The sequence below is a fragment of the Pseudomonas sp. P5_B3 genome, from assembly GCF_056400405.1.
This window is the reverse complement of the sequence record NZ_JBFULI010000044.1, coordinates 14,446-40,392: the sequence shown is the minus strand read 5'-3', so window position 1 is coordinate 40,392 and position 25,947 is coordinate 14,446. Positions and strand designations below refer to the sequence as shown.

At 60.7% G+C, this 25,947-nt stretch carries 23 protein-coding genes; 22 read left to right on the top strand and 1 reads right to left on the bottom strand.

What is annotated here, in order from left to right; genetic code table 11:
- Nucleotides 1-25: 25 nt before the first annotated feature.
- Nucleotides 26-916: an HpcH/HpaI aldolase/citrate lyase family protein gene (locus AC1DRN_RS22515; protein ID WP_223458029.1), complete on the bottom strand. Its 891-nt coding sequence runs from the start codon at nucleotides 914-916 to the stop codon at nucleotides 26-28.
- Nucleotides 917-943: 27 nt separating this feature from the next.
- Between AC1DRN_RS22515 and AC1DRN_RS22510 the strand changes: the two genes are divergently transcribed.
- The 22 genes from AC1DRN_RS22510 (at nucleotide 944) to AC1DRN_RS22405 (ending at nucleotide 25,941) form a co-directional block, all read left to right on the top strand.
- A complete protein-coding gene (locus AC1DRN_RS22510; RefSeq protein WP_223458031.1) occupies nucleotides 944-1,255 on the top strand; it encodes a hypothetical protein in 312 nt (103 codons plus the stop codon).
- Between the two features lie 272 nt (nucleotides 1,256-1,527).
- Nucleotides 1,528-2,922: a Y4yA family PLP-dependent enzyme gene (locus AC1DRN_RS22505; RefSeq protein ID WP_457265908.1), complete on the top strand. Its 1,395-nt coding sequence runs from the start codon at nucleotides 1,528-1,530 to the stop codon at nucleotides 2,920-2,922.
- 14 nt (nucleotides 2,923-2,936) lie between these two features.
- Entirely contained in the window at nucleotides 2,937-3,980 is a 1,044-nt protein-coding gene (locus AC1DRN_RS22500) for a PLP-dependent cysteine synthase family protein (protein WP_223458035.1), read from the top strand.
- A gap of 28 nt (nucleotides 3,981-4,008) precedes the next feature.
- Nucleotides 4,009-5,169 carry an NAD/NADP-dependent octopine/nopaline dehydrogenase family protein gene (locus tag AC1DRN_RS22495; RefSeq protein ID WP_223458038.1) on the top strand — a complete coding sequence of 387 codons (1,161 nt, stop codon included), beginning with the start codon at nucleotides 4,009-4,011 and terminating at the stop codon, nucleotides 5,167-5,169.
- A gap of 36 nt (nucleotides 5,170-5,205) precedes the next feature.
- Nucleotides 5,206-7,056 (top strand): IucA/IucC family protein, encoded by a 1,851-nt coding sequence (locus tag AC1DRN_RS22490; protein WP_477786802.1) that lies wholly within the window; start codon nucleotides 5,206-5,208, stop codon nucleotides 7,054-7,056.
- 13 nt (nucleotides 7,057-7,069) lie between these two features.
- Nucleotides 7,070-8,314, top strand: a complete 1,245-nt coding sequence (locus tag AC1DRN_RS22485) for an MFS transporter (protein ID WP_223458042.1) — start codon at nucleotides 7,070-7,072, stop codon at nucleotides 8,312-8,314.
- A 15-nt stretch (nucleotides 8,315-8,329) separates the two neighbouring features.
- Nucleotides 8,330-9,409: an aminotransferase class V-fold PLP-dependent enzyme gene (locus tag AC1DRN_RS22480; RefSeq protein WP_457265909.1), complete on the top strand. Its 1,080-nt coding sequence runs from the start codon at nucleotides 8,330-8,332 to the stop codon at nucleotides 9,407-9,409.
- A 191-nt stretch (nucleotides 9,410-9,600) separates the two neighbouring features.
- Nucleotides 9,601-10,116 (top strand): sigma-70 family RNA polymerase sigma factor, encoded by a 516-nt coding sequence (locus tag AC1DRN_RS22475; protein WP_223458047.1) that lies wholly within the window; start codon nucleotides 9,601-9,603, stop codon nucleotides 10,114-10,116.
- On the top strand, nucleotides 10,117-11,094 hold the full coding sequence (locus AC1DRN_RS22470) for a FecR domain-containing protein (protein ID WP_457265910.1): 978 nt from the start codon (nucleotides 10,117-10,119) through the stop codon (nucleotides 11,092-11,094).
- Between the two features lie 98 nt (nucleotides 11,095-11,192).
- Nucleotides 11,193-13,607, top strand: coding sequence for a TonB-dependent siderophore receptor (locus tag AC1DRN_RS22465; protein WP_457265911.1), 2,415 nt, complete (start codon nucleotides 11,193-11,195; stop codon nucleotides 13,605-13,607).
- 62 nt (nucleotides 13,608-13,669) lie between these two features.
- A complete protein-coding gene (locus AC1DRN_RS22460) occupies nucleotides 13,670-14,857 on the top strand; it encodes an ABC transporter substrate-binding protein (RefSeq protein WP_457265912.1) in 1,188 nt (395 codons plus the stop codon).
- Nucleotides 14,854-15,915, top strand: a complete 1,062-nt coding sequence (locus AC1DRN_RS22455) for a FecCD family ABC transporter permease (RefSeq protein WP_095129830.1) — start codon at nucleotides 14,854-14,856, stop codon at nucleotides 15,913-15,915. Before AC1DRN_RS22460 ends, AC1DRN_RS22455 begins: the two co-directional genes overlap by 4 nt.
- On the top strand, nucleotides 15,909-16,664 hold the full coding sequence (locus tag AC1DRN_RS22450) for an ABC transporter ATP-binding protein (protein ID WP_457265913.1): 756 nt from the start codon (nucleotides 15,909-15,911) through the stop codon (nucleotides 16,662-16,664). The genes AC1DRN_RS22455 and AC1DRN_RS22450 overlap by 7 nt, the downstream gene beginning before the upstream one ends.
- A gap of 187 nt (nucleotides 16,665-16,851) precedes the next feature.
- A complete protein-coding gene (locus tag AC1DRN_RS22445) occupies nucleotides 16,852-17,523 on the top strand; it encodes a GntR family transcriptional regulator (RefSeq protein WP_458237590.1) in 672 nt (223 codons plus the stop codon).
- Between the two features lie 114 nt (nucleotides 17,524-17,637).
- On the top strand, nucleotides 17,638-18,570 hold the full coding sequence (locus AC1DRN_RS22440; RefSeq protein WP_223458061.1) for a 4-hydroxyproline epimerase: 933 nt from the start codon (nucleotides 17,638-17,640) through the stop codon (nucleotides 18,568-18,570).
- Nucleotides 18,567-19,682: an NAD(P)/FAD-dependent oxidoreductase gene (locus tag AC1DRN_RS22435; RefSeq protein ID WP_223458063.1), complete on the top strand. Its 1,116-nt coding sequence runs from the start codon at nucleotides 18,567-18,569 to the stop codon at nucleotides 19,680-19,682. Before AC1DRN_RS22440 ends, AC1DRN_RS22435 begins: the two co-directional genes overlap by 4 nt.
- Complete coding sequence (locus tag AC1DRN_RS22430) at nucleotides 19,675-19,911, top strand: 2Fe-2S iron-sulfur cluster-binding protein (RefSeq protein ID WP_223458065.1); 237 nt, start codon at nucleotides 19,675-19,677, stop codon at nucleotides 19,909-19,911. The genes AC1DRN_RS22435 and AC1DRN_RS22430 overlap by 8 nt, the downstream gene beginning before the upstream one ends.
- Complete coding sequence (locus AC1DRN_RS22425; RefSeq protein ID WP_477786801.1) at nucleotides 19,908-21,167, top strand: FAD-dependent oxidoreductase; 1,260 nt, start codon at nucleotides 19,908-19,910, stop codon at nucleotides 21,165-21,167. Before AC1DRN_RS22430 ends, AC1DRN_RS22425 begins: the two co-directional genes overlap by 4 nt.
- Nucleotides 21,168-21,238: 71 nt before the next feature.
- A complete protein-coding gene (locus AC1DRN_RS22420) occupies nucleotides 21,239-21,988 on the top strand; it encodes an AraC family transcriptional regulator (protein WP_223458070.1) in 750 nt (249 codons plus the stop codon).
- A 687-nt stretch (nucleotides 21,989-22,675) separates the two neighbouring features.
- A complete protein-coding gene (locus AC1DRN_RS22415; RefSeq protein ID WP_046042020.1) occupies nucleotides 22,676-23,494 on the top strand; it encodes an ABC transporter substrate-binding protein in 819 nt (272 codons plus the stop codon).
- Nucleotides 23,495-23,504: 10 nt separating this feature from the next.
- On the top strand, nucleotides 23,505-25,283 hold the full coding sequence (lhpI, locus tag AC1DRN_RS22410) for a cis-3-hydroxy-L-proline dehydratase (RefSeq protein ID WP_457265916.1): 1,779 nt from the start codon (nucleotides 23,505-23,507) through the stop codon (nucleotides 25,281-25,283).
- The gene (locus tag AC1DRN_RS22405; RefSeq protein ID WP_223458074.1) at nucleotides 25,276-25,941 is read left to right on the top strand and encodes an amino acid ABC transporter permease; all 666 of its coding nucleotides are present in this window, start codon (nucleotides 25,276-25,278) and stop codon (nucleotides 25,939-25,941) included. The genes lhpI and AC1DRN_RS22405 overlap by 8 nt, the downstream gene beginning before the upstream one ends.
- Nucleotides 25,942-25,947 lie beyond the last annotated feature (6 nt).

Sequence of the window (25,947 nt, the reverse complement as noted above, 5' to 3'; positions counted from 1 at the left end):
GTTGATCTCCTGATTCGCCGGGGATTCAGCAGGCATCTGCGCGAACAATCGGCGCGTATTGGCTGGCCACATCGAGCAGGCGCCGGGCGTGCTCGATCAGCGGCAAGTCGACCATCTCGCCATCCACTTGCACCGCGTGGCTACCGGTCGCAACCGCTCTCATCACCCGATCGGCCCACGCCAGTTGACGCGAATCCGGCAGGAAGGCGCGTTGCACTGTGGCCAGTTGCGATGGGTGGATGCACAGCTTGGCGCCAAAGCCCAGCGATCGCGCGTAATGCGAGTCCTTGGCGACCACCGCCAAATCGCTGATCGCCGGGGTGACGCCGTCGATCGGCGACGGCAAATCCGCCGTGCGCGAAGCCAGCACGATACGGTTGCGGGCGAACACAAACGCCTCGGGAATCTGGCTGCAGTTGATGTCCAGGGAGAAATCCAACGAGCCGAACGCCAGCCGCGTCAGCCCCGCAATCGCGGCAATAGATTCGACCTGTTGCAGGCCTTTGGCAGTCTCGATGATGGCAACGATCTTCAGTTCCGGTTGCCACTCCAGCAGGCACTCGACCACCCGCGTCAGCGCCTCGGGGCATTCGGCCTTGGGCAGGAAAATCCCGCTGCAACGCTCGGGGTAGCGCATGTCGCTGAGCCAGGTCAGGTCCTGGCGCAACAGCGAACTGCTCACGCTGTTCAGGCGGATGTAACGTTCGCAGGCGCCGCTCGGCGTCGCCTCTTGCCAGGCCCAGATGGCGGCGCGTGCGGCGGCTTTGCTGTCCGGATGAACGGCGTCTTCGAGATCGAGGATGATCGCGTCCGGCCCTGCTTCGACGGCTTTGGAAAACCGCTCGGGACGGTTGCCCGGCACGAACAGGTAGCTGATCGCGAGTGGGGTTTTGCTGCTGAGTCGATCGGATTGCATGGTGTTGCTCCTTGGCGTGAACCAGTCGTGATTTCTGAAAATTTTCAGGCCCCTTCAGCGGCGGATTTGCATGCTGTTCCGGGGTTTCTCGCAACAGCCCTTAACGCCTTATTGTTCAAGGATTTAAGGGACTTTTTATCTCGGGGCGAACGAGACCTTGAGCGTGTAAAAACACGTTCATGCGTTCGCCTTGAGCAGGTCTTTATTCAAAAATATTTGAAAACCTTACTTGATAATCGTTCTCGTTCGCAATATTGTTCACGCCGCCAAGAGGAACTATCCTCGCTTCAAAGCAAATCATCAGTATCTCGGGAAGTACCTGTCAGTGATGCCATTTGAATGTCAGTTACGGGTATTTACAGGGGATTGGCCCTCAACGAGTGGCCAATTAACACGTCCGTACAAACCATTATGGAATGGGATTCTCATGCAATTGTTTTGCGAACCATTTATTACGATCAGCGCTTCGAACCCAGACCCGGATTTCGCCTGGCATCCGCCTCCAAATTGTTTAGACCTCGTATCTGACGAGTAAAAAGACTACATGAATCGATAACGCTTAGTTATCGAAACATCAATAGCGACGTCATTTACGGGGCCAGGGGTTAACTATGCCTACAACAAATACACCCGCTGTTGAGCAACGAAATAAAGTTCATCATCCGGAGATGTTAAAGCCGCTGACCGACCCGCTTATTTCCACGCTCATCAATGACTTTCCGGGCACACTTAAAGACTTGGTCAAACAACACGGCTCACCATTGAATCTGGTCTGGCCCCATGCCTTTGAATTAAACACACATGCCTTGCTGGCGGTGTTGAAGCAGTACGACGTGCCTCATGCCCTTTTCTACGGGGCCAAGGCCAACAAGTCCCAGAGCATGCTCAGTGCAGCGGCAAATTCGGGGATCGGCGTTGATGTGTCGAGCATCCACGAGTTGCATGCAGCGCTGCGAGCCGGCACGCCAGCAGAAAAAATCTGTGCCACGGGACCGGCCAAAACTGCCGCGTTTCATCAAGCACTGATCAGCGCCGGTTCATTGATTTGCGTGGACTCGCTGGAAGAGTTCGATCACCTGAAAAGCGTGATCAACGCACAGCCAAGCCTTGCCAAAGCCAAGGTTTTACTGCGCTACAGACCTAGGAGCAGTCCAGGGAGTCGATTTGGAATGGGCTCGGAAGACTTGCTCGAAGGCCTTCAACGGTTGACGAAATACGCTGAGTCTTTTCACTTCGAGGGTTTCCATTTCCATCTCGGCGGCTATGGATTTGAACCCCGTGCACAAGCCTTTCGTGAGGTCACCGGGTTCGTCGAGGCGGCCAGGGAAATGGGCTTGAATCCGCGGATGATTGATATTGGCGGCGGCTTGCCGATTCGTTATGTCGAGCCCCAGGACTATGCTCGGTTCCTGCAAAACGACAATAACCCCAGCCATTATCATAACCTGAAAGTTCCCGCTGCCTATTACCCTTACGGCAGCGACCTGACAGCGCCGCAATGGTTGACGTTATTACTCGAGGCCGAACACTCAAAAGGCCTCTCCATCGCAAACTATTTGAACCGACAGAATATAACCCTGGCACTGGAACCCGGTCGGAGTCTGGTGGACCAGGCGGCCATTTCAATATTCCGCGTCACACGCACAAAAAAACTGGCCGACAACAAAACCGTAATTTTTGTTGAGGGCAGCAGTTTCAGCGCCTGCGAAACCTGGTTCGCTTCTGAATACCTGGTTGATCCAATACTCATCAGCACAAAAGAACTGCCCGACACACCGACCCAAGCGTATATAGCGGGCCATAGCTGCCTGGACGATGACGTCATCACTCATCGCCTGATCAACTTCGCGACTGTGCCTCAAGCCGGCGACTTATTGATTTACATCAATACCGCCGGTTATCAGATGGACTTGCTGGAGAACGAGTTTCATCGCCACCCCCTGCCCCGGCGGTTGACGGCGACCTGTTGTACGGAAGGTAACTTTGCGTTTTCACCTGACTACTAAAGGAAACAATTTAAATGATCTTGAATAAAGTATCCGACCTTATCGGTAATACGCCGATGTTGGGCATCGATGTTCCGGACACCAACGCCCGTTTATTGTTGAAAATTGAAAAAAACAATCCCGGCGGCAGTATCAAAGACCGTATGGCACGCAACATGGTATTGGCTGCGCTCAAGTCCGGTCGATTGAAACCCGGCGGCGTGGTCGTCGAGTCGTCCTCCGGCAACACCGGGATTGGCTTGGCCATGGCAGCGGTCGAGTTCGGCCTGCACTTTATCGCTGTGGTCGACCATCACGCGGCGCAAGACAAGATCGCGGTGATGAAGGCTCTGGGGGCCGACATTCGTTTCGTCAAAGGTACGTATCGCGAAGATGAAGTCGCGGTGGTCGAGCGCCAGCGTATGGCAGCCGAACTGGCGGCCGAGATCCCCGGGGCAGTGTTCATGAACCAGTCCGACAACGCAGCCAATGCCGGCGGCTACAGTGATTTCGTCCGCGAAACCATTGCTCAGGCTGAAGGCGTTGTCGGCGCTTACGTTGGTTGTGTCGGCACCGGCGGTTCGATGACCGGCATCGCACGTGGCTTGAAAGTGCACAACCCGGACACCGTGACCGTCGCGGTGGAACCCGCCGGTTCGATCGTCTTCGGCCACCCCGGCTATCCCTACTACCAATCCGGCACCGGTACGCCGGCCGGTGACACTGTCGGCCTGGTGCTCGACTACAGCTGCATCGATCTGGGTGTGCAGGTCACCGACTCTCAGGCGTTCGAAACGGCCCGCTACATCGCGCGCAACTTCGCCCTGCTGGTCGGCGGCTCGACCGGTGGTGCAATTTTCAAGGCGCTGGAGCTGATCCACAAGGGCGTACTGACCGGCAGCGTAGTTGTGCCGATTGCCGACGGCGGCGAGAAATACCTGCACACCGTGTTCGACGATAAATGGCTGCAAGAGCGCGACCTGATCGACCCGGGCATCGCACCGCAACTGGATGCCTGGCTGGGCAAGACCCAATGGCTGGAATCCGTTTCCGCGCCGCTGCAACTGAGCGTCGCATGACTCAACCATCACACAGGAACGCCTCTCGATGAATCTGTTGAAAGTCGCCATCTGTGGTGGCGGCAGGACCGGCCATCTCAACGCCATCCTGTTCAAGCAACTGCCCAACGTTCAGGTTTCGATGCACACCCATAATCCGCAGGTCATCGAACAGCACGCCCGTCACACGCCGATGCAGGCCTTGCTGCCCGATGGCTCGACCCTGAGTGCCCGGCTGGATCGGGTAACCAGCGATGCAAAAGCGGCGGTGGAAGATGCCGACATCGTCATCATCACCGTGCCCGCCCATGCCCGACCACAAACGCTGAAGGCCATTGCGCCGCATCTGAGCGCGAGCAAACCGGTTTACGTCGGCGCGATTCCGGGGTTTTGTGGTTTCGACTGGCTGGCTGAAGCTACCCTGCCCGATCGGCCGAATGTAGTGATCTGGGGCATGAAGGATGTTCCGCATACTGCGTTCGAGCTGACACCGGGGCGCTCGATCAAAATGGGCGGCGGCAAAAGCCAGCTGTATGTGGCAACCCATGCCCGCGAGTCGCGGGCGTCCAGTCAGCAACTGGAGGAAATCCTGACGCGGTTGTACGGCCCGTGCGTGACGATGCTCGACCACTATCTGGAGATCACCCTGACGCCGGGTAACCCGATCATGCACAGCTCGGTGATCTACGGCCTCATCGGCCCGTACGGCCAGTGGCATCGCAAGATCTTCCCGCAACCCATGTGCTGGTGGACCGAGTGCCCGGAACTGGGCGCTTACTTCCTCGAACGCATGGATCAGGAAAGTCAGGACTTGTGCGCAGTGATCAGCCAACGACTGGGCATCGACCTGTCCTCGGTGAAATCCCTGAAACAGGAAATCGTCGAGGCCTACGGCGAGCAGATCCGCGACCAGAGCAGCATGCTGTCGATCCTGCGCACCAATCAGGCCTACAACGACATCCTCGCGCCGATGGTGCCAGCCGCCGGCAACCGCGCCGGTTACGTGATCGAGCGCGAGAGCCGGGCCTTCAACGAAGACGTCGCCTACGGCCTGGTGCTGCTGGTGGAAATGGCCAAACGTTTCGACCTCAAGGTGCCGTATATCGAGGAAGTCCTTCAGTGGAGCGTGGCCTACATGCAAGGCCTGCGCGACTCGGCGCTCGATTACTTCCCGAGCCACTGGCCACACACGACAAGCGCCGCCGCTTGATCTCTTTATTCAATTTTCGATGAGCAGACCGCTGATATGGATGACTTCAAGACACTGATCGCCTACTCCCGCAAAAACGCCATGCGCCGCTTGGTTCGCTGCCTTTTTGCGGAAAACATCCTCGACCGTTCGGCCCTGAGCTTTTCCGTCGAGGGCAACCAGGCCACTTACCCGCTCAAGGGCGGCCGCGCCCACCTGGCTTTCTCCGACATTGCCAAAGGCCCGGCCGACACGGTGGTCAATGACGGTGACGTGGTGCTGGTGACCGACGAAGGTGTGCGCCAGGTCATCACCAGCCATCAGGACATGCTGGATGTGCTGCGCGACAGCTTCGACTTCGAACCGACTGACGAAGGCGTGGCCGGGCTTAAATCCGACATGGAAAACAGCCTGACCAACGACGCTCACGCGCGTCGGCATCGCCAGCAATGGAACGCCCGACTGCAACAGGCCGCCAAGGATAAAGGGCTCAACAGCTTCACTGACTACCTGCGCCAGCACGCCAAGAACAAGGACGCCGCGATCCTGCTCGACCAGTGGGGTTCACTGGAAGGCCATCCGTACTACCCTACGTGGAAAGCCCGACCGGGCCTGACCGATGAGGAAGTCGAGCAACTGTCGCCCGAGTTCAACGCGCACGTGCCGCTGCGCATCGCCGCGTTGCGCGCCGACAACGCAAAAAGTGAAAGCATGCCTCACGTGACCAGTTACCACGACTGGTTCGCTGGCAACTTTGCGGCGCAATGGGAACAATGGAAAGCCTCGCTCAACAGCAAGGGCCTGGACGAAACCGAGTGGCTGCCGTTGCCGATTCACGCCTGGCACTTGCAGGCCTATGTGCTGAAGACCTTCGCGGCGCAAATCGAAGAAGGCATCCTGATCACCGACGGCCCGGACATCCCGACCCTGCCGACCATGTCCTACCGCACGATGATGCCGGTGCTGGACGAATGTGCGCCGCTGATCAAATTGCCAATCGCCGTATGGATGACCAGCGAGCTGCGCAGCCTGCAAGCCAAATCGATTCACATGGGGCCGCGCATCAGCACGGTGATCACCAGGATTCTGGAGGTCGAAAACGGCTTCGATCAGCGCCTGGAAATCTTCCCGGAAGAAATCGGTGTGCGTTACAAAAACGCGGTCACCCAGGACGATCATCCGGGCCGTCATTTGTCCGTGGTCTATCGCGCCAGCGCGCCAGCGTTCGAACGCAATGACGATTGCCTGCCGATTACCGTGGCCTCGCTGTTCACTCGTTTGCCCGGCAGTGGTCGGCCGTTGTTCACCGATCTGATCGAGCGTGATGGCGTGCGGGCCAATGCAGCACAGGTCGAGAGCTGGTTCCGCGAGTACGCCAAAGTGGTCACCCACCCGGTGGTGGCGAYCTATTTGATGTACGGCATCGGCCTCGAAGCCCACCAGCAAAACACCATGGTGCTGTTTTCCCCCGACGGCAAAGCACGTAGTCTGCTGATCCGCGATTTCGGCGATGGCCGCACCTACGCGCCATGGCTGGAAGAACGTGGCTACAGCCTGCAACCGCATGTTCAGCCGGGTATTCTGCCGACGGTGTTCTGCGGTGATATCGAGCCGGTGCGCATGTTTGTGCTGGACGCGGCGTTCCTCACGCATCTGCACGAGATCGCCCTGTGGCTGACCAAGGAGTACGGCTTGAACAACACGCGGCTGTGGCAAGTCTTGCGCGAGGAAACCGACCTTGCCTTCGAGGCCGTGCGCGATCGTGTCTCGCCTGCAGTGTGGGAAACCGAGCACAAGGCGTTCGTCGAAGATCCATGGCCGACCCGATCGTTGTTGCGCATGCACTTGATGCAGTACAGCAACTATCGTTTGCAACACACCCTGACCAACCCGCTCGCTAGCGCTTAACCGAGGCTGACTCATGTCCCATGCAGGTGTCATCCAGGGTTCAAGAGTACGAATCCTGATTTATCTTCTATTTGCGATCCAGTTGGTGTCGATGGGGGCGATGGAAATGAGCGGGCCGTTCTGGCCTGTCCACCTGCGTGGGCTGACGACTTCGGAGTCGGTTTTCAGCTTCGCCAGCATCGCCGTGTACGTCGGGCCGATGCTGGGCATTATTCTGACCAGTGCATTCTGGGGCCGTATCGGTGATCGCTACGGCCACAAGTTGATGATGATCCGCGCCCTCGCCGGTTTGTCTTTGACCCAGCTTGGGCTGGCCCTGTTCACTGACATCTGGGTCATTCTGATCCTGCGTTTCCTGCAAGGCGCGTTCGCCGGCTACATCGCTCCGGCGCAGGCGTATGGCGTCAGCATTGAAGCGCCTTCGCGACGGGCGCGGCTGTTCGCCATTCTGCAAATCTCGACCAACGTCGGCTCACTGCTGGGTGCGGTAGTCGGTGGTTTGATCCTCGATTACGCGACGTTCTTCTGGATCAACATCATCGCCTCGGCGTTGTGTGCGGTGTGCACCGTGATCGCCGCCGTGACCTTGCCGGATGTGCCGCCGGTGAAGAAAGCAGTGGTCGCGGACAAGACCGTGCCGGCCAGCCGTTCCGGCAACCTCTGGCAAGGTTCGCCGTTGCTGTCGCTGCTCGGCGTGATGGGCATTCTGTTGCTGGCGCGGATGCTGCCACAGACGTCGTTCTCGCTGTATGTCAGCTCGGTATTCGAGGTCAGCAATTCAGTGGTCGGCCTGTGCTACGGCTTGCTGGCGCTGGGTTTCATTCTGTCGGCCACTTCGTGGTCGCGTTATTTCGAACACCGTGGCCAGCAAGACACTTTGCAGCGCATGACCTACGTCGTCATCGGTTGCATCGTCCTCACCGCCGTGGCGGGCATCACCCGTAATCCGGTGGTGTTCGTCATCGCCTACTTTATCTGGGGCGTATTGCTGGGTGCGACCACGCCGGTGTTGATGGCGCTGATATCGAAAACCGCCGACAGCTCGCAGCAGGGCCATGTGCTGGGAATCGCACAGGGCACCGCGCAATTTGCCTCGATTGCAGGGATCTCAGCCGGCGGTCTGCTCAGTCAGGTCTACGGTTTGCAGTACACCTATCTGTTCGTTTGCCTGGCCTACGTCGTGGCGCTGATCCCGATTGTTGCGCTGCGTTACTGGCCTGCGGTGATGCAACCGAGTCCTGCCCCGCCCGGGGATTGATCAAGGAGCCAGCTTTTGAACATTGAACAACTGCGTGCCGACACACCCGCCGTCGCGCAACTGATCCACTTCAACAATGCCGGCGCGGCGCTGATGCCCGCGCCGGTGATCGAAACCATGACCCGCCACATTCAGCTTGAAGCGAGTCTCGGCGGGTATGAAGCGGCCGGGCAGCAATCGGCCGAAGTGGACAATGTCTATGGCGCCATCGCGCGCCTGATCAACGCGCAACTCGATGAAATCGCGGTGATCGAAAACGCGACGCGCGCCTGGGACATGGCGTTCTACTCATTGCCGCTGCAACCCGGCGATGTGGTGCTGACGTCGACTACCGAGTACGCCGGCAACTACATTCCTTATCTGCAATTGAAGCAGCAGTGCGGCATCGAGATTCGCGTCATTCCCAACGATGAGCACGGCCAGGTCTCGTTATCGGCGCTCAAGGATATGCTCGACGACGATCGGGTTGCGCTGATCTCCCTGCCCGTGATCGCCACCAACGGCGGGCCGGTGCAACCCATCGAGCAGATCGGCGCCCTCGCCCGCACGGCGGGTGTGCTGTTTTTGCTCGATGCTTGCCAGGGGGTTGGGCAGATGCCGATCGATGTGCAGAAAATCGGTTGCCACATGCTCGCCGCTACCAGCCGCAAATACTTGCGCGGGCCGCGAGGGATGGGATTTTTGTATGTCGAAAGATCGCTGTGCCAGAAGCTGGTGCCAGCGTTTCTCGACCTGCATGCGGCGTCTTTGCAAACCGCGGACGCGTTCAAAATCCGCCCCGACGCACGGCGTTTCGAAAACTGGGAGTGTAATGTCGCCGCCAAACTGGGCCTCGGGGCAGCGGTGGAATACGCACTGGCCCAAGGCATCGAACCGATGTGGCTGCGGATTCAGCATCTGGCGGATTATCTGCGCCAGCGACTGGCAGATATCCCGGGCGTGACGCCGCGAGACCTGGGGGCGGTCAAATCCGGCATCGTTACCTTCACTCATTGCAATAGCAGCGCCGCGCAGGTTCAGCAGTGGCTGGCCAGTCAGGAAAAACGCATCAACGTCACCACCTCGACGTTCCGCTCAACCCTGCTCGACATGTAGCACAGGAACTTGCCGGAGGTCAGCCGCGCGKCGCTGCATGCGTACAACACCGAGGCGGAAATCGACACGATGATTACTGCGCTGCGTCGTCAGCCGCGAGTCTGAACAGGACAACAATCGGCGCTTGCGTCGCAGCGGGTTTGTAAACTAGCATTGGGAATACTTCTCAATTGCATAAAAAATCTGCAGCCATGAGCGAAACCCTTCCCGCGAATAATGACAATCACCTGCGCGCGATCGAAGCCCTGTACAGCGGCCATCACGGCTGGCTGTACGCGACGCTGAGGAAAAAACTGGGTAACGCCATGGATGCGGCGGATCTGGCGCAGGACACTTTCACCCGCATCCTCGCGTCCCGGGTCACCGTCATCGAGCAACCTCGCGCGTACCTGAGCTGCGTGGCCAAAGGCATTCTGGTCAACTGGTATCAGCGCAAGGCACTGGAACGCGCCTACCTCGATGCCCTCGCTCATGTGCCCGCGCCGCAAGTGCCTTCGCCGGAACTGCGTTTCATGGTGCTGGAGACCCTGCACGAAATCGACGCGATGCTCGACGCCCTGCCACCGCTGGTCAAACGCGCATTCCTGCTGTCGCAGATCAGCGGCCTGAAATACGACGACATCGCCGAGCAATTGGGCGTTTCGCTGATCACCGTCAAACGCTACATGAAGCAAGCCTTCGTGCAGTGCCTGTTGCTGGTGGAATGAATGCTCGCACGGCGCAATGAACCGCACCTCGACCACCAGGCCCTTGAAGAAGCGGCCGACTGGTTGATCCGCATGAGTGAAAGCGAACTCAGTGACACCGAACGTGCCGAATGGGAGTGCTGGAAAGTCAGCACGCCCGAACGCAGCAGAGCCTGGTCGCGCGCGCAGTTGTTGCAAACCAAACTCGGCGGTTTGCCACCGTCGCTGGCCATGTCGGCACTCGATCGCCCAAGCAGCTCGGAACGGCGCGCGGCGCTGGGCAAACTGGCGATGATTCTGGCGATCCTGCCAGCCGGTTGGGGCAGCTGGAAACTGGCCGAATCGCAGCAGTGGTCCGCCGACTATCACACGGCCGTCGGTCAGCAGCGCGAACTGACTCTGGCCGATGGCTCGAAAATCACCTTGAACACCGACACCGCCATCGACGTGCTGTTCGACGCCAATCAACGCCTCATCCACCTGCGCGAAGGCGAAATACTGGTGCAAACCGCACCGGACATTTCCCCGATCGCCCGCCCCTTTCTGGTCAGCACCCGTCAGGGCCGCATGCAGGCATTAGGGACGCGGTTTACCGTTCGAGAGCTGCAACCTCGCACTCACCTTGCCGTGCTGGAAGGCGCGGTGAAAGTCGAACTCGCGGAAAATCGCCAAAGCACACCCCTGATCGTCAATGCCGGTCAACGCACCGACTTTTCTTCCCACACGCTTGGCCAGCTCAGCGTCGCCGACCACTACGTCGGCGCCTGGACCCAAGGCATGCTGATGGCGGACAAAATGCGCCTGGCCGATTTCGTCGCCGAACTGACGCGCTATCGCCGTGGCTTCGTGCGTCTCGATCCGGCGCTTGCCGATCTGCGCATTTCCGGCGCCTACCCCATCAGCGACAGCCAGCGCACGTTGAACATGCTGGCGCAAACCTACCCGATTCTCGTCAGCGGCCATTTGAATGGCTACTGGGTCATGCTCTCCCCGGCCTGAGTCAAAAAAATATTTACCGAGCCGGTGATACTTTTTTTGATCTCGACTGGCTACAGGGGAGAAGCACTTTTGCGTCCTGTTCATAGGCTCATTCATCCATGCTTGCTGCACGCCTCCTGCGCCCGGATCGTCAGTTCAAACCAGTTGTTCGCAGTGCGTTGCTAAGGCTTGTCCTGATCGGTGCCGTTTGCCCGTTTGCCTTGGCCGTCGTGCCGGTGCAACTGGACTCTGTCGCGGTCCGCGCCTACAACATCCCCGCCGGGCCACTGGGTGCCACTCTGTCGAGCTTCGCGGTGGACGCCGGCATTGCTCTGTCGTTCCAGCCATCGTTGCCCGAAGGCCTGACCAGTCCTGCGCTGATCGGCAATTTCTCTACCCAGGAGGCGGCCAATCGTTTGCTGGAAGGCAGTGGCCTGGACATGGTTTTACGCAGCGACGGCAGCTACACACTGGTCCCGCGCCGGGTGACACTGGATGAAACGGCCGTCATCGGCACTGAAAAGCGCGCCGAATCTTTGCCGCAGGTGTATGCCGGCGGCCAGGTGGCCAATGGCGGACGATTGGGCATTCTGGGCAATACCGATGTGATGGACGCGCCTTTCAGCGTCAGCACCTACACTTCGGCACTGATCAAGGATCAACAGGCAGTCACCGTCGGCGACGTGCTGGAGCGCGATTCATCGGTACGTTCCACTGGCCAGACCGGGGGGATTGTCGACTCGTTCTTCATCCGTGGCTTTCCCGTCGGCGAAGGCAATYTGGGSGAACTGGCATTCGACGGCGTGTACGGTGTGGCGCCCAACTACCGGGTGTTCACCGAATACGCCGAGCGTATCGAACTGGTCAAAGGCCCCGGTGCCCTGCTCTATGGCATGTCACCCAACAACGCGGTCGGCGGCGTCATCAACGTGGTGCCCAAGCGCTCCCTCGATGAAGACCTGACCCGTTTCACCACCAGTTACGTCATGGACTCGCAGCTCGGTGGACACCTCGATGTCAGTCGGCGTTTCGGTGAAGAACGCCGCCTCGGCGTGCGCATCAACGGCAGCACACAACTGGGAGATACGGTGATCGACGATCAATCGCGCCATGTCGATATCGGCGCCATTTCCCTCGATTATCAGGGCGAACGCCTGCGCACCACCTTTGATTGGCTCAACCAGAAAGAAAGCTTCGACGCTGCCTCACGACCGTTTCTGATCGCTTCGGGCGTGGACATTCCCTCGGCCGCCAACGGCCGGACCAATGTCAGTCAGGATTGGGGTTGGTCGACAACCCGTGACAAATCGGCGTTGCTCAGCGGCGAATACGACCTCAGCGACACCCTGACCGTGTTTGCCCACGCGGGCGGCGGCAAATCGGATGTTGCGCGGATGTCCGACCAGACCCCGACCATTATCAACGCCGCTGGCGACACCTCGTCGATCCCCGGTTACTACAAGTTCGAAGTCGAGCGTTACACCGTCGACGCCGGTGCGCGCCTGCGTTTCGACACCGGGCCGATCAGTCATCGCACGGCTTTGCAGGTCAGTCGTTACCGCGACGTGTTGTCTCGCGGGATCATTTCCGGCGCGCCGATCCTCTCCAATATTTACCATCCGGTGGATCGCCCGAAGCCTTGCATCCCCAAGCCGGACACGCCAAAAGTGTCCGAGAGCGAACTGACCGGCGTGGCGCTGGCTGACACGCTGTCGATTCTGGATGACCGTGCACAGATGATCCTCGGCATGCGCAAACAGAACATCAAATCCGACAACTACAATGCGTCCGGCGTCGTCACCACGTCCTACGATGACGGCCGAACCACACCGTTGTTCGGTGCAGTGCTCAAGCCCTGGGATCACGTGTCGTTCTACTACAACTACATTGAAGGCCTGAGCAAAGGCGACATCGCGCCCTCCACCGCTTCCAATGCCGGCGAAATTTTCGCCCCTTACGTTTCCCGCCAGCATGAACTCGGGGTCAAGGCCGACTATGGCACCTTCACCTCCACCCTCAGCCTGTTTCAGATCACCAAACCCAGCGGCGAACTGACCAGCGGGGTGTTTTCGGTCCAGGGCGAACAACGCAATCGCGGGCTCGAGCTGAATGTATTCGGCGAAGTCACTCCGGGCACTCGTGTGCTCGGTGGTGTGACCCTGCTCAATGCCGAACTGACCAAAACCGGCGTGGCCGCCAACCGTGGCAATAAACCGGTCGGCGTACCCGAAGTTCAGGCCAACCTCTGGGCCGAATGGGACACCTCGTGGGTCGCAGGCCTGACGTTGACCGGTGGCGCTATCCACACCGGCAGCCAGTACGTGAATCAGGCCAACACGCAAAAACTGGATGACTGGACCCGTTTCGATGTCGGCGCACGTTACATCACCCGCATCGATGAACGACCGACCACGTTCCGCGCCACCGTGCAGAACGTGTTCGACCACGAATACTGGTCGGGCGTCGCCTCTTATGGCGCGTTCTCCCAAGGTTCACCGCGCACCTTATTACTGTCGGCGACTGTCGATTTCTGAAACGTTCAGCCCGGTGGCGGTGTGAACCGTTGGCCGACCTGACTTTTGCAAAGGCTTTGACCATGGTGACTTTTGATCGACGCAGCTACGCTTTTGCTGCGCTGTTACTGACAGGACTGCTGAGCCTGTTTTCCCTGGCGTCACGCAGTGCCAACGCCACCGAAGCGGATGCGGATGCAGCGCGCACCGAGGTGACCGATTTACTGGGGCGCAAGGTCAAGGTTCATTTGCCAGTCAGACGGGTCATCCTCGGTGAAGGCCGGCAGTTGTATCTGGTCGCCGCCCTCGACACACAAAACCCGATCGAGCGCATCGTCGGCTGGCGCAAGGATCTGATCCAGTCGGACCCGGACACCTACAACGCCTACCTGCGCAAATTCCCCGGCATCGCCAAAATCCCCACCTTCGGCGGGTTTGAGGACGGCACTTTCGACATCGAGCAGGCCATCTCGCAGCGCCCGGACGTGATCATCCTCAACATCGAGGCGCAGCACGCCACCGAAGATGCGCGCTACATCGAAAAGCTCGACGCCCTGGACATCCCGGTGGTGTACGTCGATTTTCGCAACAATCCGATCCAGAACACCGAGCCGACCATGCGCCTGTTCGGCCAACTGTTCGGCAAGGAACAACGAGCCGAAGCCTTCATCGATTTCCGTAACCAGCAGATTCATCGCGTCACCGACATCATCGAGAAACAACACCCGCCCCGCCCCAGCGTATTCATTGAGCGCATCGGCGGCTACACCGATGATTGCTGCCTGAGTTTCGGCAACGAGAACTTTGGCCTGTTCGTCGATATGGCCGGTGGCGACAACATTGCCCGCCGCATCATTCCGTCCACGTTCGGCCAGTTGAACCCCGAGCAAATCGTCGTTGCCAATCCTGCGCACGTAGTGGTCACCACCGCCAACTGGGAAGCTTTTGCCCCCGGCGGCCACTGGGTCGGCGTCGGTCCGGGCGCGGACATGACACAAGCCAGGAAAAAACTCGCGTGGTACACCCAGCGTCCGGCCTACGCTGGCATCAAGGCCCAGGGCAATCAAGCCTTCCATGCCATCTGGCATCAGTTCTACAACAGTCCTTACCAATTCGTCGCCATTGCGCAATTGGCGAAATGGTTCCATCCGGAGCTGTTTGCCGATCTCGATCCGGACGCGTCATTCCGTGAACTGCATGAGCGCTTCCTGCCGGTACCGTATGAGTCAGGCTACTTTGTCAGCCTGCGCCAACCCGAGGTCAAGCCATGAGCTCATTGACCGACGCCGTGGTTGTGCAGCGTGAAACCTACCGTCGTCTGGTGCTGCGTAAACGCCTGATTCTTTCCGGGCTGGTAATTCTGTTGATGTGCAGCGTGCTGCTCGATCTGGCCCTGGGCCCGGCGAGCTACAGCCTCAGCGAAGTGCTCGGCGCACTGTTTTCGCCGGACAGCGCTTCACCGCAGGTGCGCGTGGTGATGTGGGATATCCGCTTGCCGGTGGCGTTAATGGCCGTTGCCGTTGGCGCGGCGTTGTCGCTGGCCGGCGCGCAGATGCAGACGATCCTCAACAACCCGTTGGCCAGCCCGTTCACCCTGGGTATTTCCGCCGCCGCCAGCTTCGGCGCGGCGTTGGGTTTGGCATTCGGCGTGGCGCTGTTCCCGCTGGCGGCGCAATTCATGGTGCCGCTGAACGCGTTCATCATGGCCATGCTGTCGGCGCTGCTGATTCACTTTCTGAGCATGCGTCGCGGCGTCACCGCCGAAACCATCGTGTTGCTCGGTATCGCGCTGGTGTTCACCTTCAATGCGCTGTTGGCGCTGGTGCAGTTCTTCGCCACTGAACAAGCCGTGGCCGCCGTGGTGTTCTGGACCATGGGCAGCCTGACCAAAGCGACGTGGCCGAAACTCGGCATTATCTGTCTGGTGATCCTGATCACCCTGCCGATATTCGCCAAACGCGCCTGGGCCCTGACCGCCCTGCGCCTGGGCGACGACAAGGCCGCCAGTTTCGGCATCAACGTACGCAGCCTGCGCTTTCAGACGCTGATCATGGTCAGCCTGCTCGCCTCGTTTCCCGTGGCGTTTGTCGGCACAATCGGTTTCATCGGGCTAGTCGGTCCGCACATCGCCCGTATGCTGATCGGCGAGGACCAGCGGTTTTTCCTGCCAGCCTCCTTGCTGACCGGCTCGTTGATTCTGTCGGCCAGCTCCGTGGTCAGCAAAACCCTGATCCCCGGCGCGATATTCCCCATCGGCGTGGTCACGTCGCTGATCGGCGTACCGTTCTTCATATCTCTGATTCTCGGCGGGAAGAAAAACTCATGGTGAAGCTGCAGCTGGAGAATCTCGGTGCCCGCTACGGCCAGCGCGAGATCATTCGTGATGTCTCGACGGCGACGTTTTTCGGCGGTCAGGTGGTCGCCGTAGTCGGGCCCAACGCTGCCGGCAAATCGACTCTGTTCAAGCGCATGGCCGGACTGATCGACGGCCCCGGACAGGTGATCTTGCAAGAGTCGAAAAGAGGCCCGACGGGCATCAGCTACATGCCCCAGGGTCTGAATGCCAGCGCCCGGTTGACGGTGTACGAGTCGGTGCTGCTGGCGCGCAAGCAACTGACGCCGGGCTGGGTCGTTCACGATGATGAATTGAAACTGGTCGATGAGATTCTCGCGGCGCTGGGCATCACCGAATTGTCCTTTCGCAACCTCGGTGAACTCAGCGGCGGTCAGCAACAGTTGGTGTCCATCGCACAAACCCTGGTGCGCGAACCGGAAATACTGCTGATGGATGAACCGACTAGCGCCCTCGACATGCATCGGCAGGTTCAGGTGCTGAACTTCATGCGCAGCCTGGCCCGAAAACGCGAGGTCATTGTGTTCATCGCCATCCACGACCTGAATCAGGCACTGCGTTTCGCCGATCAGGTTCTGGTGATTGCCGACGGCACCACGCAAGGCAGCGGCCCGAGTCACGAGGTGATTACCGAATCGATGCTGCGTAGCGTTTATAAGGTTGAGGCTCGGATTGAGCAGTGCAGTCGTGGGCAACGGCATATCGTGATTGACGATATTGTTTGATGGCTTGAATGATCACCCCGGAGCACCCGGTGTTCACGATGGTGGTACTGATTCTACAGTTTTCCACCTGAAGTCATTGAGTAGCGGGTTGCATGACCGACATCGGGTGCATCGACGTCGAACCGGGGAAGATCAGCAAAAGAATTTCGTATACCCTAGCACTATCTCACTCCAAATGACCGCCGCCGTGAACCTGACCAAACTCAACGCCCCCGACCTTGGTAACACGCCTTCGACTTCGGAAATCATCACCCGCCATCTGCGGGATGCGATTGTCGCCGGGCATTTTGCCGAGGATGAGCCGATCCGCCAGGACGACATCGCCCGCCAGTTCAATGTCAGCAAGATCCCGGTGCGCGAAGCCCTCAAGCGGCTGGAGGCCGAAGGGTTGGTGATGTTCCAGCGCAATCGCGGGGCGATGGTCACGCGGGTTTCCGATGCGGAACTGGCGCAGATGTTCGAAGTGCGGATGTTGCTGGAGGACAAGATTCTGCGCCTGGCCATTCCGAACATGACCGAAGAGACCTTCGCCCGTGCCGAGCGCATCTGTCAGGAGTTCATCGGCGAGGACGACGTGGGGCGCTGGGCCGAGCTCAACTGGGAGCTGCATTCCTGCCTGTACGAGCCGGCGCAGCGACCGTTTCTGGTGAGTCTGATCCGTTCGGTCAACGACAAGCTGGAGCGTTATCTACGCATGCAGATGAGCTTGTCGGCCGGTAAGGAACGGGCCGATCACGAACACCGCGAGATCCTGGCGGCCTGCCGCGCCGGGGATGTGGACCTGGCGGTGAAGCTTCTGGACGAGCACATTGCCGGCGTCTGCACGACCCTGTTCGAGCACCTGCCCCACACCCGCTGACAGCTGCGGATGCTGTGCCGATTTCGTCATCGACACAGACTAAATCCATCAAGCCGACACCCCGCCGCACGGGCCACTCTTGCGTTCACTCAACCGAATGGACGTGGCCCTCCCATGAAACGCATCTCTGTGATCGACTCCCACACCGGCGGCGAACCGACCCGCCTGGTGACCGCCGGCTTTCCTGACCTGGGCACCGGCAGCATGGCCGAACGGCGCAAGGTATTAGCCGAACAGCATGATCAATGGCGCGCCGCCTGTGTGCTGGAACCCCGGGGCAGCGACGTACTGGTGGGCGCCCTGCTCTGCACGCCGGTGGACCCTGGCGCCTGTGCCGGGGTGATTTTCTTCAACAACACCGGTTATCTGGGTATGTGCGGCCACGGCACCATCGGCCTGGTGGCGTCGTTGGCGCACCTGGGCAAGATCGGCCCCGGCGTGCACAGCATCGAAACGCCGGTGGGCACGGTGCAGGCAACCCTGCACGAAGACCATTCGGTGAGCGTACGCAACGTGCCGGCCTACCGTTATCGCAAGGCGCTGGCGGTGCAGGTGCCGGGCATCGGCCAAGTGGTCGGTGATATCGCTTGGGGCGGCAACTGGTTTTTCCTGATCGCCGAGCATGGCCTGCGGGTGGCTGGCGACAACCTCGACGCGCTGACCGCTTACACCTTCGCCGTGCAGCAAGCACTGGAAGCCCAAGGCATTCGCGGTGAAGACGGCGGCTTGATCGATCACGTCGAGTTGTTCGCCGATGACGATCACGCCGACAGCCGCAACTTCGTGCTCTGCCCCGGCAAAGCCTACGACCGTTCGCCCTGCGGCACCGGCACCAGTGCCAAACTGGCATGCCTGGCGGCCGACGACAAGTTGCAACCGGGGCAGGTCTGGCGCCAGGCCAGCGTCATCGGCAGCGAGTTCGAGGGTTCCTACGAACTGCAGGGTGAGCGCATCGTGCCGACCATTCGTGGTCGTGCGTTCATCAGTGCCGAGGCGAGCCTGATCATCGAACAGGACGACCCGTTCGCCTGGGGCATTCGTCCATGAACGAGGGCCAGGTGGCTGATGTGATCGTGATCGGCGCCGGCATTATCGGCGCCGCCTGTGCCCAGGCGCTGGCCCGTCGCGGCTTGCAGGTGCTGGTGCTGGACGCCGGCCTGCACGGCGCCACGGCCGCCGGCATGGGCCACTTGCTGGTACTCGACGACAACCCCGCCGAACTGGCCCTGAGTCAATATTCGTTGCAGCGCTGGCGCGAACTGGGCGCGGACCTGCCCGACAGCTGTGCCTACCGCTGCAACGGCACGCTGTGGCTGGCGGCGAATGCCGAAGAAATGGCGGTGGCCCACAGCAAATTCCTGAACCTGCAAGCCCGGGGCGTGGCTTGCGAACTGATCGGCGCCAGTGCCCTGCGCCAGCGCGAACCGGAACTGAGCGAAGGACTGGAAGGCGGCTTGCTGATCAATGGCGATGGCATTCTATACGCCCCGGCGACGGCCGGATGGATGCTCGAAACACCGAACATCCGCCAGCGCCGGGCACGGGTCAGTGCGGTCGATGGCAACCGCGTCTGCCTCGATGATGGTCACTGGTTGAGTGCCGATGCCGTGGTGTTGGCCAACGGTATTCAAGCCAACGAGCTGTGCCCGGAATTGCCCATCGAGCCGAAAAAAGGCCACTTGCTGATCACTGACCGCTACCCCGGCAGCGTCACCCACACGCTGGTGGAACTGGGTTACGTCACCAGTGCCCACAACGCCACGGGGCCGTCGACCGCCTGCAATATCCAGCCGCGCCCCACCGGGCAACTGTTCATTGGCGCCTCACGGCAATTCGGCACCACCGACCCGCAGGTCGAAGGCTGGATGCTCGCGAAAATGCTCAAGCGTGCCGCCGAGTACATGCCGGGGCTGGCCCGGCTCAACGGCATCCGTGCCTGGACCGGTTTTCGCGCCGCCAGCCCCGACGGCTTGCCGCTGGTGGGCAAACATCCACAACGGCAAGGCTTGTGGCTGGCAGTCGGTCACGAAGGACTGGGCGTAACCACGGCCCCTGGCACCGCCGATCTACTGGTGGCGCAACTGTTCAACGAAACCCCGCCACTGGCCGCACAACCTTATCTGCCCCAGCGTTTTCTCGGAGAACCGGTCTATGCCTGAATTGTTGCTGGACGGCCACATCCTGAAAGTCGCCGAAGGCACCAGCGTCGCCGCTGCCCTGGCGTTGGCCAGTGACGGCTGCACACGCACCTCGGTCAGCGGTCAGCGCCGTGCGCCGCTGTGCGGCATGGGCATTTGCCAGGAATGCCGGGTGACCATCGATGGCCGGCGTCGCCTGGCTTGCCAGACCCTGTGCCGTGACGGCATGCAGGTGGAGACTCGCCCATGAATGAATACGCTGATCTGTTGATCATTGGCGCTGGCCCTGCCGGGATGAGCGCCGCCCTTGCCGCCGCCCCCAGCGGCGCCCGCATCGTCATGCTCGACGACAACCCGCTGCCGGGCGGACAAATCTGGCGCGACGGACCTCAAGCCAACGTGCCAGGTCCGGCCCGGCGCCTGCGCGAGCGTCTGGCGTCGTGCAACAACATCCGCCATCACGCCTGTACTCGGGTGATCGCCGCCCCCGGCGCGAAACAACTGCTGGTGGAAGATGACGACCATGGCTGGTTGATCAGCTACGACAAACTGATTCTGTGCACCGGCGCCCGTGAATTGCTGCTGCCCTTCCCCGGCTGGACCCTGCCGGGTGTCAGCGGTGCGGGTGGTTTGCAGGCGCTGATCAAGGCCGGTTTGCCGGTGCAGAACGAGCGCGTGGTGATCGCCGGCAGCGGCCCGCTGTTACTGGCCAGTGCCGCCACCGCCAAACAGCATGGCGCGCAAGTGCAACGCATCGCCGAACAAGCCAGCCGCAGCGCTGTCGCCGGTTTCGCCGCGCAACTGCCGCGCTGGCCCGGCAAATGGCTGCAATCGTTCAGCCTGTTCGACCACCACTACCGCACCGCCACCCACGTATTGGCGGCGCTTGGCACCGACCGAGTGGAAGGCGTGCGCCTGCAACAACAAGGCAACATCGTCGAACTGGAATGTGATCGGCTGGCCTGTGGATTCGGGTTGATTGCGAATATCCAGTTGGGTCAGGCACTGGGTTGCGCCATCGAAGATCAAGCCATCGCGGTGGATGCCTGGCAGGCCAGCAACCGCGCCGATCATTATGCGGCGGGCGAATGCACAGGGTTCGGCGGCAGTGAGCTGGCCTTGGTGGAAGGTGCGATTGCCGGCCACGCAGCGGTCGGCAATCTGCAAGCCGCCAGGCAATTGTGGCCGCGCCGGGCGCGCTGGCAGGGTTTCGCCAAGGCGCTGAACAGCGCGTTTGCCCTCGACCCACGACTCAAGTCCCTGGCCCAACCCGACACCCTGGTATGCCGCTGCGAAGACGTGCCCTACGCGGCATTGACCGGTCACTCTGACTGGCGCGAAGCCAAACTCGCCAGTCGCTGCGGCATGGGCGCCTGCCAGGGCCGGGTGTGTGGCGGCGCAGTGCAGCATTTGTTTGGTTGGCAGCCCCCGGCACCGCGCCCACCCTTCAGCCCGGCGCGGATCGAAACCTTGATGTCCMTGGACGATACCCCGCCAGCGTGTTGACCACGCCAGGGGTTTCGGCCACGCTGCCGAGTCTCTATGATCCCGGGGGTCACCCTCAGACCCCCGGCGCCATGTATCCCTCGCTCACCACCTTTAATCCTTGCGATCTGCCGACGCTGCTGAACAGCCTTCAGCCCATCGCGCCGTTGCTCGATACCCTGTCGGACGTGGTGTTTTTCATCAAGGACTGCGAGGCCCGCTACGCCTTCGTCAACCAGACCCTGGCCCGGCGTTGTGGCTTCAAACACAGGGACGAGCTGCTGGGGCGCACCGCCGAAATGGTCTTCCCGGAACGCTTCGGTCCGCTGTACACCGAGCAGGATCGGCGAGTGCTGTCCAGCGGTCGTGAACTGGCCGATCAGCTGGAGCTGCATTTGTATTATGGCAATCAGCCGATCTGGTGCCTGACCCACAAACTCGCCTTGAAGGATGAACAGGGTCGAATCGTGGGCCTGGCCGGTATCTCCCGCGACCTGCAATCGCCGCAGTCGAACCATCCGGCGTTCCAGAAACTCGCCGCCGTGGATGCCCATATCCGCCGCCACTTCGCCCGCTCCATCAGCCTCGCCGAACTGACCGCCATCGCTGGCTATTCCGTGGCGCAATTGGAGCGGCACTGCAAACGGGTGTTCCAGCTCACCCCACGGCAAATGATTCACAAGGCGCGCCTGGAAGAAGGTTCGCGGTTGTTACTGCACACCGAGTTGCCGATTACCGAGATTGCCTTGCGCTGTGGTTACACCGACCACAGTGCCTTCAGCCGGCAGTTTCGGGCGCTGACCAGTTTGTCGCCGAGTCAGTATCGCGATAATCAGCGTTAGGTTTGGGGGCATATCCGTTGCTGCGGTAACGGCCACTTACGGTTCCGCTTTTACAGCGGGTCACTTGGAAGAGCCCCAAGTAACCAAGGGCTTTTGCCCCTGACGTTCGGTACCTCGCTTAGGCTCGGCATGCCCTCGCTCCGGTCCTGCTTCGTGGGCCCGCCGCCATCGGCCATCCATGGCCGGGGGCGGCTAACCCGGCATCCATGCCGGGTTGCCCACTACGCAGAACCTCCTCTCGGCCTCTCGATGGGGCGTGTACCACAACAGCAAAAGCGAGGCGGCCTACCGGCCGGCCTGATCGCAATCATCGTCGTGTTTCTTCCGCAGGAATTGACGTATGTCCGTTAATAGCAGCTGTACGCGGTCGGTGTAGGAGCTGGCGAAGCCTGCGATCTTCTGATCTTCAGCGATCGTTCTGACATCGTTGGTTCAAGGCCGCACACAGCATTGACCAGTGTTCCTTAAAGGGGCGCCCGCGCAACCATTGCTCCCATATGTAACACCTGCCCCCGATACCTTGGAGTCACCGTGCCTCGGGTTGTACCGCTACAAAACCTCTACGCCAAGGCCTGACAACTAATTCACCCCTTGGACTGGAAATAGGCACGTTGATTGCTATTGTTAATATCGTATACGAAATCCCCAATACGATATTCAACAGCACTTCACATCAACGAGGCCTCTATGAAAAACCCCGCATTTGCCGTAGCCCTCAGCGCTGTCCTCAGTACCTCCTTCATCGCCACTGCCCAGGCCGACAAGCTCGACGACATCATCGGTTCGGGCAAGCTGCGCTGCGCCGTGACCCTGGACTTCCCGCCCATGGGCTTTCGCGATGCCAGCAACTCGCCGGCCGGCTTCGATGTGGACTATTGCCGCGACCTGGCGAAGATCCTCGGGGTCGAGGCCGAAGTGGTGGAAACGCCGTTCCCGGATCGCATTCCGGCACTGGTCTCCGGGCGGGCTGACGTGATCGTCGCGTCCACCTCCGACACCCTCGAACGCGCCAAGACCGTTGGCCTCACCGTGCCCTACTTTGCCTTCCAGATGGTGGTGCTGACCCGCGACGACACCGGCATCAACGGCTTCGACGACCTCAAGGGCAAAGCAGTGGGCAACACCAGCGGCACCTATGAGGCCATCGCCCTGGAGAAAGACGTGAAGAACTGGGGCTCGGGCAGTTTCCGAGCCTACCAGTCGCAGAGCGATACCCTGCTAGCCGTCGCCCAAGGCCACATCGATGCCACTGTGGTCACCAACACCGTGGCCGCCGCCACCCTCAAGTCGGGCAAATACAAAAACCTGAAAGTCGCCGGTAACGCCCCGTACGTCATCGACTACGTGTCCCTGGGTGCCAAGCGCAGCGAGTTCGGCCTGCTCAACTACCTCAACCTGTTCGTCAACCAACAGGTGCGCACCGGTCGCTACAAGGAGCTGTTCGTTAAATGGGTCGGCACCGAGATCCCGCCGACCAACCTGACCGTGCCTCAGGTCTACTACTGAGATGTCCGGCATGCCTAGGCCAATGTCTCTGACCGGGCGCAGCCTGGTGACGGGTGCCGCGCAAGGCGCCCTGCTGTTCGCCGATGTCGGCTTGAGTTTCTGGGGCGGCGTCGATCCCGGCACGGGGGAAGTCATCGACCGCCATCACCCGCTCAGCGGCCAACACCTGGCCGGCCGCGTGCTGGCGATTCCCAGTGGTCGCGGCTCGTGCACCGGCAGCAGTGTGTTGATGGAACTGATCAGCAACGGCCATGCACCGGCGGCATTGGTGCTGGCCGAAGCCGACGAGATCCTGACCTTGGGCGTGCTGGTGGCGCAGACCATTTTTGCCCGTTCCCTGCCGGTGCTGTGCATCGGTCCGGAGGCCTTCGCCGCCTTGCGCGGCCAGGCCTTCGCCCGGGTCGAAAATACAACGCTGAGCCTGTTCGACCACCTGCCGGGCGACGCCTGGCAGGCGCTCGACAGCCCATTACCAAACTCTGACAGCACCGCCTCGATCAGGCTCACCGAGCACGATCGGGCGCTGCTCGATGGCCGGCATGGCAAGGCCGCGCAAATGGCCATGCAGATCGTCCTGCGTATGGCCGAACTGCAGGGTGCCGATCACTTGGTGGATGTCACTCAAGCACACATCGACGGCTGCATTTACACCGGACCTGCGAGCCTGCGCTTTGCCGAGCAACTGGTGCAATGGGGAGCAAAAGTGCGAGTGCCCACCACCCTCAATTCAATTTCCGTCGACCAGCGCCGTTGGCGCGAACTGGGTATCGACCCGGCACTGGGGGAACCGGCCAGTGCCTTGGGCGATGCCTATATGGCGATGGGCGCACAGCTCAGTTTCACCTGCGCGCCGTACCTGCTCGACACGGCACCGAAGGCTGGCGAGCAAATCGTCTGGGCGGAATCCAACGCAGTGGTCTACGCCAACAGCGTGCTCGGTGCACGCACCCTGAAATACCCGGATTACCTGGACATCAGCATCGCCCTCACCGGTCGCGCGCCCCTGATCGGCTGCCACCTGGACGCGCAACGCAAGGCCCGGTTGCAGATCGAGTTGCCTGCCCTCGGCGAACTGGACGATGCCTTCTACCCGCTGCTGGGTTACCACATTGGTGCCCTGGCCGGCAGTCGCGTGCCGCTGGTGCTGGGGCTGGAAAAACGCAAGCCGAGCCTGGACGACCTCAAAGCCTTTGGCGCGGCCTTCGCCACCACCTCCGCGGCGCCACTGTTCCACATCGCCGGGGTCACCCCGGAGGCCATTGACCCGGCGCAGGTGCTGGATGCGGACACTTCCATTGCCGTGGAAAAAATCCGCCTGAAGGACCTGCTGTCGAGTTGGCGCGAACTCAACAGTGCTGGCGATAACCGGGTGGATGTGGTGTCGCTGGGTAACCCGCACTTCTCCCTCAGCGAGTTCGCTCACCTGGCGCGACTGTGCCGGGGACGACAAAGACACCCGGATGTGGTGCTTGCCATCACCTGCGGCCGTGCCGTGCTGGAGCAGGCCCGCAAGGCCGGGCACATCGCCGTGATCCAGGCGTTTGGCGCGACCCTGGTCACCGATACTTGCTGGTGCATGCTCGGCGAACCCGTCATCCCCCTGGCGGCTAAAACCCTGATGACCAACTCGGGCAAATACGCCCACTACGCACCGGGCCTGGTCGGCCGCAAGGTGCACTTCGCCAGCCTTGCCGAATGCGTCGACGCGGCCTGCACCGCAACGGCCAGCGGACGTTTGCCGGCCTGGTTACAACCTGCTGCCCTACTGGAGAGCCCTGCGCATGTTTGACTACAGCTTCCAATGGCGTTCCGCCCTGCGCGCCCTGCCGGACATGCTTGCCGGTGCCATCGTCACCTTCGAAACCGCCGCGCTGTCGATGATCTTCGGCGTGCTGATCGCCCTGGCCCTGACGGTGATGCGTGAGGCCAGACACCCATTACTGCGCGGGTTCGGCAACGGTTGGGTATCGATTGCCCGCAACACCCCGTCGCTGTTCCAGATCTACATCCTCTACTTCGGCCTCGGCTCGCTGAACCTGCACGTCAGTTCATGGTTCGCCCTGCTGGCCGGGATCACCTTCAACAATGCAGGGTATCTGGCGGAGAACTTTCGCGGCGGCCTCAAAGCGGTTCCCCACACACAAGTGCGTGCGGCGCGTTCCCTCGGCATGAGTGCCTTCCAGGCCTATCGCATGATCATCGTCCCGCAACTGCTGCGGATCGTGTTCTACCCGCTGACCAATCAGATGGTCTGGGCGGTATTGATGACGTCGCTGGGGGTGATCGTCGGGCTAAACAATGACCTGACCGGTGTGACCCAGGAATACAACGTCAAAACCTTCCGCACCTTCGAATACTTCGCCATCGCAGCGGGGCTGTATTACCTGATTGCCAAGGCGATCGTTGCGGCAGCCCGGCTGATGGCCTGGCGGTTGTTCCGTTACTGAGGAGCT

Coding starts and splice junctions, on each gene's coding strand:
- AC1DRN_RS22515 (WP_223458029.1), bottom strand. CDS start 916: ATGCAATCCGATCGACTCAGCAGCAAAACCCCACTCGCGATCAGCTAC.
- AC1DRN_RS22505 (WP_457265908.1), top strand. CDS start 1,528: ATGCCTACAACAAATACACCCGCTGTTGAGCAACGAAATAAAGTTCAT.
- AC1DRN_RS22500 (WP_223458035.1), top strand. CDS start 2,937: ATGATCTTGAATAAAGTATCCGACCTTATCGGTAATACGCCGATGTTG.
- AC1DRN_RS22495 (WP_223458038.1), top strand. CDS start 4,009: ATGAATCTGTTGAAAGTCGCCATCTGTGGTGGCGGCAGGACCGGCCAT.
- AC1DRN_RS22485 (WP_223458042.1), top strand. CDS start 7,070: ATGTCCCATGCAGGTGTCATCCAGGGTTCAAGAGTACGAATCCTGATT.
- AC1DRN_RS22475 (WP_223458047.1), top strand. CDS start 9,601: ATGAGCGAAACCCTTCCCGCGAATAATGACAATCACCTGCGCGCGATC.
- AC1DRN_RS22470 (WP_457265910.1), top strand. CDS start 10,117: ATGCTCGCACGGCGCAATGAACCGCACCTCGACCACCAGGCCCTTGAA.
- AC1DRN_RS22460 (WP_457265912.1), top strand. CDS start 13,670: ATGGTGACTTTTGATCGACGCAGCTACGCTTTTGCTGCGCTGTTACTG.
- AC1DRN_RS22455 (WP_095129830.1), top strand. CDS start 14,854: ATGAGCTCATTGACCGACGCCGTGGTTGTGCAGCGTGAAACCTACCGT.
- AC1DRN_RS22450 (WP_457265913.1), top strand. CDS start 15,909: ATGGTGAAGCTGCAGCTGGAGAATCTCGGTGCCCGCTACGGCCAGCGC.
- AC1DRN_RS22440 (WP_223458061.1), top strand. CDS start 17,638: ATGAAACGCATCTCTGTGATCGACTCCCACACCGGCGGCGAACCGACC.
- AC1DRN_RS22435 (WP_223458063.1), top strand. CDS start 18,567: ATGAACGAGGGCCAGGTGGCTGATGTGATCGTGATCGGCGCCGGCATT.
- AC1DRN_RS22430 (WP_223458065.1), top strand. CDS start 19,675: ATGCCTGAATTGTTGCTGGACGGCCACATCCTGAAAGTCGCCGAAGGC.
- AC1DRN_RS22420 (WP_223458070.1), top strand. CDS start 21,239: ATGTATCCCTCGCTCACCACCTTTAATCCTTGCGATCTGCCGACGCTG.
- AC1DRN_RS22415 (WP_046042020.1), top strand. CDS start 22,676: ATGAAAAACCCCGCATTTGCCGTAGCCCTCAGCGCTGTCCTCAGTACC.
- lhpI (WP_457265916.1), top strand. CDS start 23,505: ATGCCTAGGCCAATGTCTCTGACCGGGCGCAGCCTGGTGACGGGTGCC.
- AC1DRN_RS22405 (WP_223458074.1), top strand. CDS start 25,276: ATGTTTGACTACAGCTTCCAATGGCGTTCCGCCCTGCGCGCCCTGCCG.